General features: G+C 43.1%; 11 protein-coding genes and 1 pseudogene. 10 read left to right on the forward strand and 2 right to left on the reverse strand.

From position 1 onward, the window contains the following. Window positions 1-40 precede the first annotated feature (40 nt). The 3 genes from fsa to ACUTVW_RS12145 all read left to right on the forward strand — a co-directional run bounded on the left by fsa (window position 41) and on the right by ACUTVW_RS12145 (window position 3,552). Window positions 41-706, forward strand: a complete 666-nt coding sequence (gene fsa, locus ACUTVW_RS12135) for a fructose-6-phosphate aldolase (protein ID WP_434750677.1) — start codon at window positions 41-43, stop codon at window positions 704-706. A gap of 69 nt (window positions 707-775) precedes the next feature. Continuing rightward, window positions 776-2,194, forward strand: a complete 1,419-nt coding sequence (gene gndA, locus ACUTVW_RS12140; RefSeq protein WP_445646038.1) for an NADP-dependent phosphogluconate dehydrogenase — start codon at window positions 776-778, stop codon at window positions 2,192-2,194. Window positions 2,195-2,448: 254 nt separating this feature from the next. Next, complete coding sequence (locus ACUTVW_RS12145; RefSeq protein WP_445646039.1) at window positions 2,449-3,552, forward strand: metallophosphoesterase; 1,104 nt, start codon at window positions 2,449-2,451, stop codon at window positions 3,550-3,552. Window positions 3,553-3,608: 56 nt separating this feature from the next. On the opposite strand, the gene ACUTVW_RS12150 is transcribed toward ACUTVW_RS12145, so the two are convergent. Then, window positions 3,609-4,643 (reverse strand): hypothetical protein, encoded by a 1,035-nt coding sequence (locus tag ACUTVW_RS12150; protein ID WP_445646040.1) that lies wholly within the window; start codon window positions 4,641-4,643, stop codon window positions 3,609-3,611. A 168-nt stretch (window positions 4,644-4,811) separates the two neighbouring features. On the opposite strand from ACUTVW_RS12150, the gene ACUTVW_RS12155 reads away from it, so the two are divergent. The 7 genes and pseudogenes from ACUTVW_RS12155 to ACUTVW_RS12185 all read left to right on the forward strand — a co-directional run bounded on the left by ACUTVW_RS12155 (window position 4,812) and on the right by ACUTVW_RS12185 (window position 12,101). Beyond that, the gene (locus ACUTVW_RS12155; protein WP_445646041.1) at window positions 4,812-5,393 is read left to right on the forward strand and encodes a 5' nucleotidase, NT5C type; all 582 of its coding nucleotides are present in this window, start codon (window positions 4,812-4,814) and stop codon (window positions 5,391-5,393) included. Window positions 5,394-5,489: 96 nt separating this feature from the next. After that, entirely contained in the window at window positions 5,490-6,578 is a 1,089-nt protein-coding gene (locus ACUTVW_RS12160) for an acyltransferase (RefSeq protein WP_445646042.1), read from the forward strand. A gap of 110 nt (window positions 6,579-6,688) precedes the next feature. Then, window positions 6,689-6,778, forward strand: a pseudogene (locus ACUTVW_RS12165) (shikimate kinase); the annotation flags it as partial. 192 nt (window positions 6,779-6,970) lie between these two features. Then, window positions 6,971-7,276, forward strand: coding sequence for a hypothetical protein (locus tag ACUTVW_RS12170; RefSeq protein ID WP_445646043.1), 306 nt, complete (start codon window positions 6,971-6,973; stop codon window positions 7,274-7,276). 243 nt (window positions 7,277-7,519) lie between these two features. Then, window positions 7,520-8,359 (forward strand): BglG family transcription antiterminator LicT, encoded by an 840-nt coding sequence (gene licT, locus ACUTVW_RS12175; protein ID WP_445646044.1) that lies wholly within the window; start codon window positions 7,520-7,522, stop codon window positions 8,357-8,359. Between the two features lie 343 nt (window positions 8,360-8,702). Continuing rightward, window positions 8,703-10,616 carry a beta-glucoside-specific PTS transporter subunit IIABC gene (locus ACUTVW_RS12180; protein WP_445646045.1) on the forward strand — a complete coding sequence of 638 codons (1,914 nt, stop codon included), beginning with the start codon at window positions 8,703-8,705 and terminating at the stop codon, window positions 10,614-10,616. A gap of 42 nt (window positions 10,617-10,658) precedes the next feature. Next, complete coding sequence (locus ACUTVW_RS12185; RefSeq protein WP_445646046.1) at window positions 10,659-12,101, forward strand: 6-phospho-beta-glucosidase; 1,443 nt, start codon at window positions 10,659-10,661, stop codon at window positions 12,099-12,101. 229 nt (window positions 12,102-12,330) lie between these two features. Here the strand turns inward: ACUTVW_RS12185 and ACUTVW_RS12190 are convergent, their stop codons facing one another. Next, window positions 12,331-13,491 carry a S8 family peptidase gene (locus ACUTVW_RS12190; protein ID WP_445646047.1) on the reverse strand — a complete coding sequence of 387 codons (1,161 nt, stop codon included), beginning with the start codon at window positions 13,489-13,491 and terminating at the stop codon, window positions 12,331-12,333. Between the last annotated feature and the right edge of the window lie 145 nt (window positions 13,492-13,636).

The raw sequence follows: 13,636 nt of genomic DNA on the forward strand, positions 1-13,636 counted from the left end.
AAACAACTAAAAAATCAAACTAATCGGAGGTTATTTAATCATGAAATTTTTTATCGATACAGCTAACGTGGAAGATATCCAAAAAGCATATAAAATCGGCGTATTATCTGGTGTAACAACAAACCCTTCTTTGGTTGCCAAAGAAGGCGTGAAATTTGAAGACCGCATCGAAGAAATTCTGAAGCTTGTGCCTGAAGTGGAGTCTGTTTCTGCTGAAGTAACGCCAGATGCGCTGACCGCTGAAGAGATGATCGCTCAAGCGAATGAATTAATCAAAATCAATAACAACGATAAAAACATTACCATCAAATTGCCAATGACGCTTGCAGGTCTGGAAGCTTGCCGTTATTTGACTAAAAAAGGTGTAAAAACAAATGTGACATTGATCTTCACCGTGAATCAGGCATTGCTTGCAGCTCGTGCAGGTGCAACTTACGTATCTCCGTTCCTGGGACGTCTGGACGATATCTCGGAAGATGGCGTACAACTGGTAGCCAAAGTAGCTGAATTGTTCCGCACACATCATCTGGATGCACAGATCATTGCGGCATCCGTAAGACATCCGGATCACGTGACTCGTGTTGCGATGGCTGGAGCGCATATTGCAACAGTTCCATTTTCTGTGATTGAGCAAATCTCCAAGCACCCGCTGACAGATCAAGGCATGGAGAAATTTGCAGCAGACTGGAAAAAAACAGTACAATAAAAGCCATACGAAACAAAAAGGTTTAATGAAAAAATATATATATAAATCATGGAGTATCGGGAGGACATAATGAGTAAACAACAGATTGGTGTCATTGGACTAGCGGTAATGGGGAAAAACCTGGCTTTTAATATTGAGAGCAAAGGTTTCTCGGTATCGGTATTTAACCGTTCACCTGAGAAAACACATGATCTTCTCAAAGAAGCAGAGGGTAAAAACCTGATCGGAACGTTCTCGATCGAAGAGTTCGTAGCTTCCTTGGAATCACCACGCAAAATTCTAATCATGGTACAGGCGGGTAAAGCCACCGATGCGACCATTGAGCAATTGCTTCCTCATTTGGATCAAGGAGATATCATTATCGATGGCGGTAATGCGTACTTCCCTGATACACAGCGTCGTAGCAAAGATTTGGAAGCCAAAGGTTTCCGCTTTATCGGTGCAGGTGTATCCGGTGGTGAAGAAGGTGCATTGAAAGGACCTGCAATTATGCCAGGCGGTCAGGAAAGCGCCTATGAGCTTGTAGAACCAATCCTGACGGCGATTTCTGCCAAAGTTGGCGATGATGCGTGCAGCACGTATATCGGACCTGACGGTGCGGGACACTACGTTAAAATGGTGCATAACGGTATTGAATACGGTGATATGCAATTGATCGGTGAAGCGTACCACTTGCTGAAATCGGTATTGAACGTATCCGTAGAAGAACTGCATGAAATTTTCTCAGAGTGGAACCAAGGTGAACTCGACAGTTACCTGATCGAGATTACAGCGGACATCTTCTCCAAATACGATCCGGAAACAGGCAAACCGATGGTTGATGTCATTCTGGATGCCGCCGGACAAAAGGGAACAGGCAAATGGACAAGCCAAAGCGCGCTGGATCTCGGCGTACCCTTGTCCATGATTACGGAGTCCGTATTCTCTCGTTTCTTGTCAGCGATGAAAGACGAGCGTATCGCTGCAAGCAAAATTTTGAACGGACCCCAAGCTGAAGCATTCTCTGGTGACAAAAAAGCGTTCATCGAGAACGTGCGCAAAGCGCTGTTCGCAAGTAAAATCGTATCCTACGCCCAAGGCTTCGCACAGATGCGTGCCGCATCTGACGAGTACGGCTGGGATCTGAAATACGGCAACATCGCAATGATCTTCCGCGGTGGTTGCATTATCCGTTCACAGTTCCTGCAGAACATCAAAGAAGCATACGACAAAGACGCAGCCCTGAAAAACCTGCTGCTTGATCCGTACTTCCAAAACATCGTGGAATCTTACCAGGATGCATGGCGTGAAGTCGTGGCATCTGCGGTGAAACAAGGTATTCCGGTACCCGGTTTCTCCAGTGCATTGTCTTACTACGACAGCTATCGTACAGAGCGTTTGCCAGCAAACCTGTTGCAAGCACAACGTGACTACTTCGGTGCTCACACGTTCCAACGTGTGGACAAAGAAGGTTCATTCCACTTTCAATGGATGGATACTAACGAGTAATTTTAAATAAGAGCACCTTTGCAACAATCCTTTTGAGTTTACTCAGGGGAGAGTTGCGGAGGTGCTTTTTTTTGTTTTGGAGCAGGGATAAGGTTTGTTCAAAATTAAATATCACCAAATTGTAATAAAATGTACCTATCTGTAGTGCGCAAAAGATGCTGGATTGCCTCTAATTACGTTATACTAGTTCAGACGGAATTGATTCTGTTAAAATAGCAGTATATAACTTTTAGATGGTGGGGGTTAGGCTAGGCATGTTTGTACTGATAGGTATCTTGTTTTTACTCGTATATGGATTGTTAGTCTTCTACATAGGCTGGAGCGGTTGGAGCTGGATGAAACCCGTCGTGGCAGCCAGATTTCGCTGGTTGTATATCGTAGCACTTGTTTTTCTGGCCGCTTCTTTTATTTTGGCACGCATATTTGGCAGTATTTCGTTTCTCGGTGTCATCGGTTCTTATTGGCTGGCGGTTTTCTCGCTATTATTAATGATATTACCTGTTGTACACCTGACGTTGTGGCTTCTCCGCTTGACGCGAATTCCCAGACATCACGCTCACAAATGGGCAGGTGTAGTTACGCTGGTTTTACTTATCTCTACAATGGGATACGGAATTTTCAACGCGTACAGTCCGGTCGTCAGACAATATAACATTCAGATTGATAAAAAAGTCGAAGGGATCGACAAGCTGAATATTGTCATGGCTGCGGATATGCATTTTGGATTGTTGTCTGGCCCTGCCCATGCTAAACGGATGGTGAAAGAAATTAATGCCCTTAAGCCAGACCTCGTCTTATATCCTGGTGACCTGATCGATGACAACCTGGAGATGTATGAGAAGAGTGGAATTGCCGATATTATAAGTGAAATCAAGGCTCCTTATGGCGTATATGCTTCACTGGGGAACCATGACAAGTCTGACGGGCCTGTTCAGAATCTGATCGCAGCACTAGAGAAAAGTAATATGCAGGTGCTGTATGATGATAAAATTGTTTTGGACAACAAAATTACGTTGATTGGACGGAAAGACCGAACGGAAGAAGATCGGGCAGACGTAGCAACGCTTATGCAAAATACAGATCGGAATCAGCCTGTGATCATGCTGGATCATCAGCCGTATGATCTGGGTATTGCTGAGCAGAACAAGGTCGATTTGCTTGTATCTGGTCATACCCACCGGGGACAGATTGCACCTGCTCAATGGATCACACAAGCGATCTATGAGAATGATTGGGGTTATCTGCAAAAGGGCTCCATGCACTCGATTGTCACCTCAGGATACGGTTTCTGGGGACCGCCAATCCGGACAAGCAGCCGTTCCGAGATTGTGCAGATTAACGTGACCTTTGCACAATAACAAAACAGCCCCTTCGTAATAGAAGGGGCTGTTTTGTTCTCTCTACAAACGTACAGTTAGTTCCGTACTCCATTTACGGGAATGGCTTCAAACGAATAAAAAGCACCCTTTTTGTTGATTTCACCGATGATTGTAGTGGCCCCTTTTTTCGTAAAAGTGTATTGGTTATCTTGGATACGAACGCTGTATCCTTTCAATTGAAGGCCAAAGATGGATTTTGCTTTTGGTGTTGCGATGGAAAGTGCTTTACTTTTACTCAGCTTAGGTTTGGCAAAAGACTTTTTGAAATCAGCCTCGTTGTTCCAATCTATGCCCAATTCATTGGTGATTCTCCATACCTTTCCTGTCTTGCTGCCGATATGTACGTAATTTAGATTTTCGTCATCCCGATATTGCCATAACATATCCTTGCCTTCTACGGCGAAGAGGGTGTAATCAAAAGCCTTCTGCGTGGGAATCCCCAGCCGTTTGATTGAGTTTCTTGCTATATCCGTCAGCCAGGCATAGCTATCTTCAATCTTATATTGCAAGCTTGCTGACATCCGATTCCCATTATCGACATCAATGTATAGTTGTTGACTTGGGCCAACGATGACCCAATAGTTTTGATATAGATGTCCCTGATCCTCATCATTCGCTTTAAAGCGCTCAACAAACATTTTAATGAACATGTCTTCATCTTCAAATGTCTTTAAGAAGGCATTGAGCTTGAGGCGCAGCGAATTATCCATCACCTTATTCAGATCGGCACCATTATACATGAGAAGGGTAGACACGACACGATTATGATTAGCATCATATCTTTGTGAAAAATCGGCACGCGCATTTCCATCTACCGTGCCATCAATGACCCACGGATCAAATGACTTGTCAATTGTAGTGAATTGAATATCCTGTTTACCAACAAGTTGAACAAGTTCATCGGTTAACTGTTTTTTTACCTTCAGATCCAGATGTTCAGCAGACTCACGAGTATCTACATACGGAGGGAAATCACTAGTTCCTGACACTTCTGACGCTAAAGCGAGGGGTGCGGATAATATGAGTGTAATCGCAGCAATAAGTGCGACCATAGAAGCCATTCTTTTCAATACAGTTCCTCCTATTAAATAGTTGTAATGATGTAGTTCTTTTAGAAATTATACATTATAACGTGAATGAACAGGGAAATGATCGTAATGATCACCTTCAGGGACACAAAACCATAGCCCCTCCCCTTGCTAGATGATATACTGTTTTCGTATCAGGGAGGAATGAAAATGAGAAAACCGATTATTGCCGTAGATATGGATGACACCATTTGTCAACTGGTCAAGCGGGCTATATACCATAACAACAGAAGCTTCCCAACGCACTCTCTCCAATATGAAGATATGGTCGACTGGGATACAACGCACTTGCGTCACCCTGATAGTACACATGAGGTGTTTTACGGGCGTCCTGGTTTATTCGAAGAGCTAGAATTATATGATGAGTATGTAGTAGAAGAGATGCAGAAATTAAACGACGCATATGATCTAATCATTGTTACAGCAGCGGAACCAAGAACGGTCCATGAAAAGTGGAATTGGCTTCAGATGCATATGCCGTTTATTAAACTAGAGCAATTCATTACGTGCAAACGCAAAAACTTGCTCACATTCGATCTTTTAATCGATGACGGGCCCCATAATCTGATTCCGGCAGTGGAAAGTGGAAAGAAAGTGATCTGTATTCCGCATCCGTGGAACAAACAACAACGGGAGCAGTACAACTTTCCGCAGATGTCTTCTTGGAAAAATGCGAAACTATGGATAGATAAACTTATACATAAACATGTTGTCGAAAATTATAAAAAATAGGATTGTAATCTTCTGGACAGGGGACTACAATAAGATTTGAAAAATGAATTACCGGAGACAATTTTTCTATTATCAGACATAAGTGAGGTTATAGGTATGAGTACACCGATTAATCGCCCCCGGCGTATAGAGTATCTGGATTTCTATCGCGCTATCGCGATTATGGCAGTTGTCGCTATTCATGCAACATCAACAGCAGTTGCGCATTATCCCAAAAACACATTTGATCATGATTTATTTTACTTTTGGAACACTTTTCTTCAATTTGCAGTCCCGGCTTTTTTATTTCTATCTTCACTGGTTTTGTTTTATAACTATAGTGCCAAGCTGAGTGAGAAGGGTTGGATTGTTTCTTTTTACAAGAAGCGAATGTTTTATATATTTGTACCGTATGTAGCGTGGTCCTTAATCTATTTTATGATCAAAAAGTGGCTCGCAGGCAAGGAAGCACTTGAGAGCAGTCAACAGTTTGTGGAGCAACTGATGCTAGGAACGGCTCATACACATTTGTACTTTTTTCTAATTATCCTTCAATTTTATATCGTGTTTCCTTGGATTCTTTCTTTAACAAAACGACCATGGTTTAGAAGGTATATGCCTTTGTATTTTATTGCGGGTCAAGCATTGTTTTACGTATTAAATTTGAAGTTTGACTTCGGACGAACAGGCAGTCTATTGCCCAGTTATTTGATTGTGATTGGGTTCGGAGCCTGGATGGGACTGAACTTCGAATGGTTGATGAAAAAAATGATGCGCCTCCGCTATGTGCTTCTGGTTGCGCTCATAAGCGGTGCAGCGATTTCCATGTATGCCTCGGGCTTCATTAAAACGAACTTGATTGAATGGCCAATGGTGATGTATACCGTGCTGTTCACTGTACGAAATGTATTTACACTTTCTGCTTGTCTGGTGCTCTTGGTTTTGAGTGAGAAGATAGGCACAAGAGAGCGGAGAAGTGAATATAAAGTGTCTCGCTTTACGGATTCCTTGGGTACAGTCGCATTTGGTATCTTTTTAATTCATCCTTTGGTACTGATGGTTTGGAGATATGCGCTTACGGATGATTTTACCCGTCATTTCGGTCTTGGTATTGTACTATCGTACATCGCAGCATTGTTGTTCTCCTGGCTCTGTGCGATGGCACTGCGTCGGTTGAAATGGGGATGGGTTCTTATCGGACGTTAATTATTCTTTCATCAAAAATGATGTCAACAAGTACAAAGAGATTTCAAGTCTTTTCATAGGAGACTTTGAAGTCTCTTTTTAATTTTCTTTAAACAAGGTAAGATAGTGAAATGACCGTAGGACAGGAATTGGAGAAGATCACGGACCTAAAGTTATTTCATAACCATATGGCAATTGATCTTGTGTCCCCGTATTTTGACTAAGGTTCTTCAAAGGGGAAAAGGCCGGGAGAGGTTACAGATGAACGTTATCTTCGGATAGATAATACAAACCAAAGCCCCGAGCTCACTGCCCAATGGATCCGGCGACATTTTAATTTGTAGTTTCATACGTAAATATCTTAAGGATCGTTATGCTGGGATTGAAATAATCTGTGAAGAAGGAGGAGTTAGATGTATTTTTTAATGCTATTATTAGTTGGTGTTGTGTTATGTTTTTTGTTTCCTTACGGACCCATCCTGGTCGGAGGTATCATCTTTGCAGTTGTTATTGATCAATACCGGCAAACCATGTATATGCGTGAAGATATTCTGGCGATCAAAAATCATTTGAAATTAATGAATAAAGAAGAGTTAGATTCGTATGAGACGGATCAGACTTACAAAGATATAGACCGGATCTCATCCGAGAGGATGGATGTGATCAATCGCAAGATTGAGGCAGAATTAGAGCGGGACAACAAAAATAAAAAAACATAACTGATTTTGAAGAATGACTACAGCAACCTATACTAAATACGATCACCATTTACTTTGCCGGGGTTAGGTTATACACAAGAGTAGATAAGTTCCATTAAAGCTTTAACCGTTTTTTGTTGCATAAACCAGTGAAATGTAATACCATGAACGCACATATCAGTTTACATTGAAGAGATAAAGGCATCTCCAGTAACCTCAAAGCGCAGGTGTGGTTTGCCTTTTTCTGTATATTGGAGTGATGAAGTGAAAATCGAGAAGGTGTTAAACAATAATGCGGTAGTGGCCATCAAAGATGAACAAGAAGTTATTGTTATTGGTCGGGGTATCGCTTTTCAAAAGAAGACAGGTGATCTGATCTCTGACCAGCATGTTGACAAGATATTTACTTTACAGAATGAAGATATTCAGGAAAACTTCAAGGCGTTAATTGCAAGCATCCCGCTTGAGTACATGAAAGTGTCCGAAGAAATTATTGCTTATGCCAAGCTGAAACTCGGCAAGAAGTTAAACGAGAGTATCTATCTGCATCTGACGGATCATATTCATTTTGCCATCGAGCGGTTCCGCAACAATCTTCCGATTCGGAACGGGTTGTTATGGGAGACGAAGCAACTGTATAAAGATGAGTATGAAGTTGGGCTTGAAGCGTTAAATATGATCTGTGATCAATTTGGTGTGCTTTTACCGGAGGATGAGGCAGGATTTATGGCACTGCATTTTGTGAATGCGGCACTTAACGAAGAGATGCCTAATATACGTAGCATGACGCAGGTTATGCAGGAGATTCTGACGATCATCAAATATCACTTCAAAATGGACTTTGATGAGAACGGCTTAAACTACACCCGTTTTGTTACACACCTGAAGTATTTCGCTCAGAGAATGGTTAAAGGGAAGCACTACAAGAGCAACAGTGATGACGAACTGTTCCAGATGATTCAGAAAAAGTACCCGGATGCACACAAGTGCTCTGTGAAAATCAAAAAATTTATTGAAAATAACTACACCTATCAACTAACTGACGAAGAAATGATGTATTTAACGATTCATATCGAGCGAGTTGTGAATGCAACCTCTGAATAAACCGGCGGTGTAACAAGTAAATATAAAAAATGCTTGCAAACATAGTCCAGATGTACTATGATGATTTCAATAAGTAAGCGCATACATTATCCGAACGGATTGTTACTGTTCAATCAGGCAATTCCTGGCCGCAAGGTAGAAGGACTATCAATGTGCTTGCCAAGTAATAATAATCAAATAACAATGTGTACAGCCTTACAGGGTTGCAACCGTTAAGGGCAAAACCTGAATTGCTGAATAACACGACTGATTTCCGGATTTCCGGTACGTTGTGATTGTTCAGTAGTTCAGGTTTTCTTTGTTTCACAAGCATGGGGAGTCTACTTAGAGAGGAAGAATGACAATGAGCAACTACGATCAATTGGCAAAAGACATTCTGTCACGGGTCGGGGGACCTGAGAACGTAAAAAGTGTATTTCATTGTGTAACAAGACTTCGGTTTAAGCTGAAAAATGAAAGCGTAGCCAAAACGGAAGAGCTTAAAAATCTGCCGGGCGTGATTACGGTTATGCAAAGTGGAGGGCAGTATCAGGTTGTTATCGGCAATGAAGTGCCGGATGTATATAAAGCAGTGGTAAAAGCAGGAAATTTGTCGGCTGAAGGTCAAGTAGAAGCGACGGATGAAGACTCCGGTCCAAAAGGCAATTTGTTTAACCGCTTTGTAGATATGATTTCCGGTGTGTTTACTCCAGTTCTCGGATTGCTTGCTGCGACGGGGATGATTAAAGGCTTCACGGCGATGTTCTTGTCCTTGGGCTGGATTGATAAGGATGCTGGCACGTATGCTCTGTTAAACGCCATTGGAGATTGTTTATTTTACTTCTTCCCGATCTTCCTTGGATACACAGCTATTAAAAAGTTTGGTGGAAGTCCATTCCTGGGGATGGCGATTGGTGCTTCGTTAGTTTACCCAACACTGGCGGGAATTCGAGGCGGGGAACCGATGTATACTTTGTTTGCAGGTACTTTGTTTGAATCACCGATTCGGATTGAGTTTCTAGGTATACCGGTCATTCTGATGGATTATGCCTCATCCGTTATTCCGATTATTATAGCAACGTTCTTCGCAGTTAAAATTGAGCGTTTCTTCAAAAAGGTTATGCCTAAAGTAGTTAGTAATTTCCTGGTTCCATTCTGTACTTTGCTTGTTATTGTACCCCTTACATTTTTGGTTATTGGTCCGATTGCGACATGGGCGGGTCAACTGTTAGGAGCATTTACATCTTCCATTTACGGACTGAGTCCGTTACTTACAGGTCTTGTAATCGGTGGTTTGTGGCAAGTATTCGTCTTGTTCGGACTCCACTGGGGACTCGTTCCATTGGTATTCGTTAACCTTGCAACTCTGGGCTATGATTCGATTCTGGCATTGTCTTTTGCAGCTTCCTTCGCTCAAATTGGTGCAGTGCTTGCGGTCATGTTGAAAACGAAAAGCCAAAAGCTGAAAACACTCGGTGCACCTGCGTTCATTTCCGGAATATTTGGTGTCACTGAGCCAGCGATTTACGGTGTGACACTACCACTCAAAAAACCATTTATTATGAGTTGTATTGCTGGTGGTATTGGTGGAGGTATCCTTGGATTGTTCGGGGCGAAAGGTTACATCATTGGTGGTCTTGGAATCTTCGGTTATCCGAGTTATGTAAGCCCTACAGAAGGAATGAATTCCGTATTCTTCTGGGTTGTTGCAGCTACAATTATCGCATTCATTCTTGGTTTCATCCTGACATATGTTGTTGGCTTCAAAGATCCAGTTGAAAAAACGGCTGCACCAGCTCCTGTACTTGATCCTAACCCGAACAACCGTTATGAGATTGTAAGCCCGATGGCTGGTGAAGTGGTTGAACTGAAAGAAATTAACGATGTTACGTTTGCAGGAGAACATATGGGCAAAGGCATTGCGATCCGTCCATCCAGTGGCAGAGTGGTATCTCCGATTACGGGTGTTGTGCAAACCGTGTACCGTACCAAACATGCGATTGGTCTTGTTACAGATGATGGTGTGGAAATGCTGATTCACATTGGTCAGGATACGGTGCAATTGAAAGGTCAACATTTTACAGCTCATGTCAAAGATGGGGACCGTGTCAATGCAGGTGATCTGATTATGGAGTTTGATCTGCAAGCAATCAAAGACGCGGGATATGAGATCGTTACTCCGATTATCATTACGAATACTTCTAACTATCTGGACGTTGTTCCGACTAAAAGCGCAAGTGTGAACGAGAAGGATAAACTGCTTACTGTGCTGAGCTAATCTAACCCGATTATAAATGCTTATAATAGGAGGGGTACTTCGATGTTTGAAAAAATGAAGGCCTTCCCAGAGGATTTTCTCTGGGGAGGAGCTACGGCAGCCAATCAGCTGGAAGGTGCTTATCTTGAAGGAGGAAAAGGGTTAACAACTGTTGATCTGATTCCGATTGGAACCAATCGTTTTCCGATTGCACTCGGTAATCTGGATTCGTTCGAACCACAAGAAGACGAGTTCTATCCTTCCCATGACGCGATTGATTTTTACCATCGGTATAAGGAAGATATCGCGTTATTTGCCGAGATGGGATTCAAGTGCCTCAGGCTTTCGGTAGCCTGGGCACGAATTTTCCCGAATGGTGATGATGCAGAACCGAATGAAGCAGGACTTCAATTCTATGACGATGTTTTTGATGAGCTGCTGAAGTACAATATTGAACCCGTCGTCACCATCTGTCATTTTGATGTGCCTGTGAATTTGGTGAAGAACTATGGCGGCTGGAAAAATCGCAAGATGGTTGGCTTTTTCGAAACTTATGCCAAAACACTCTTTAATCGCTACAAGGATAAAGTGAAATACTGGATGACATTTAACGAGATCAACATGCTGCTTCATCTGCCTTATATCGGTGCGGGGATCGTGCTGGGGGAAGGTGAAGACAAGGAACAAGTGTTGTATCAGGCGGCTCACCATGAACTCGTTGCAAGTGCGCTGGCAGTTAAAGCTTGTCACGAGATCATTCCGAGTGCTCAGATGGGCTGTATGCTGGCTGCCGGTATGGTATACCCTTATAGTTCACATCCGGAAGATGTGTGGAAAGCGATGGATAAAGATCGGGAGTCCTTCTTTTTCATTGATGTACAGTCGAAGGGAGAGTATCCGGGTTATACCAAGCGCTTTTTCAGAGAAAATAATATCCGTATTGAGATGCAGCCGGAAGATGCCGAAATTTTGAAGCAATATACGGTTGATTACATTGGTTTCAGCTATTATGCAAGCCGTTGTACCAGTGCTGATCCGGAAGTGTTGAAAGACTCTACCGAAGGCAACGTGTTTGGATCGGTGAAGAATCCGTATCTTCAAGCGTCCGAATGGGGCTGGACTATTGATCCCAAAGGGCTTCGTATTACGTGTAACCAGCTTCATGATCGCTACGGAAAACCGTTGTTTATTGTCGAAAATGGACTTGGTGCAACCGATGTGTTGCTGGATAATGATACGGTTGAAGATGACTATCGCATTGAGTATCTGAACAGCCACTTTGCTGAGATGGCGGAAGCCATTCAGGACGGTGTAGAACTGATCGGTTACACCAGTTGGGGGCCGATTGATCTGGTTAGTGCAGGTACGGGAGAGATGAAGAAACGGTATGGCTACATTTATGTAGACAGAAATAACGATGGAAGCGGAACACTTCGTCGTGTGAAAAAGAAAAGCTTCCATTGGTACAAAGAGGTTATTGCGAGTAATGGAGCACAATATTTCTGATTGAAGTTGTTCATATCGTATAAAGGTAGACATAGAACAGTCCCGTTCACACGGGATTGTTTTTTGGTCAGGCAATAGAGAAAACTGTATAACAAAATGAATCGATAAAAACTATGGAATGTCTATCGTATAGACGCTCCATAGTTTTTATCTGCTTGTTTATGTGCGTTGGAAAATGAAACTGTCTTCCTGTACGGGATTGATAAATGAACGGAAAACGGAAGCAGCATTATGGGACTTGCACACTCTGATAGGCATTCAGCCGTCCGTACGTCCAATAGATGCCTGAACCGGAGACAGGGTCTGAAGCGAAACAGAGGGCATCACGGATTTGGGCATTTGTTTTGCCTTGAGCAGCGAGTAAAGCAGCCACGCCAGCAACTTGCGGAGCGGCCATTGATGTTCCGCTGAGATAGGCATACGAACTGCCAAGATACGTGGATAGGATGCTATCACCCGGTGCAGCCATATCGACCCAAGGACCGTAGTTCGAGAAGTTCGATTTCAGGTCGTATGAATTGGTGGATGCCACAGCAATGACATTGGGGTAAGAAGCAGGCACGATCGGGAATGAGGTATTGTCATTGCCGGCGGCTGCAATAATGACAGCCCCGCGATCCCATGCATACTGAACAGCGGCTTGAAGGAACGTATCTCCGGTAGGACCACCCAGACTAAGATTGATCACTTGAACGCCGTTATTGGCAGCAAAAACAAGCCCGTTGCCTACATTGCCAATCGTTCCTTGGCCGTTGTTATCCAACACACGAAGCGGAACGATAGAAGCCAAAGGTGCTGTACCCGCAATGCCGACACCATTATTGGTAATCGAGGCAGCAATACCAGCAACATGTGTACCATGGCCGTTTCCGTCCTCAGGGATATTGTCATAATCCACGTAATCGTAACCGGGCAAGAGCTTTGAAGCCAGCTCAGGGTGGTTTAACTGTACACCAGTGTCAATGATAGCGATTTTAATTGTGCTGTTACTCTGGTTGATATCCCATGCAGCCGGGGCATTAATCTTGGTCAGATTGTACTGATAAGGGAAGAACGGATCATTGGGGATAAACGAGGTCTGAACCAGATAGTTGGGTTGGGCATGTTCAATGAGAGTATGATCTTTATATAGTTTGAGTATGCGGTTCATTTTTTTGCGAGATTCGATACGATACCATCCCAGGTCTTCATAGGTCTCAGTGACTTTACATTTGTTTTTTCGATGGAGGGTGTGCATCTGATCAGGGGTTGTACCTTCTTTGAACTTAAGCAACAGTTGATGGGGAGCGTGCGGATCAAATTTACTTGCGTCCCTTTGGTCTAGATAACGAAGGGTGAACCAGGTGGATATTAAAATGAGAACGGCCACGATGCTAAACGATAACCACATTGGCTTGACCCCTTTCCCAATTGGATTTTGACACGACTTATCCTATGCGGACTCTATGAAAATGCGCGGGCTTTCTTCCAAAATGGGTCGGGAGTACCGATAGATTCATAGGTTGATCTGAAGTCAATACATGATAGGTTGGATT

This window comes from Paenibacillus sp. TSA_86.1 (assembly GCF_052691815.1).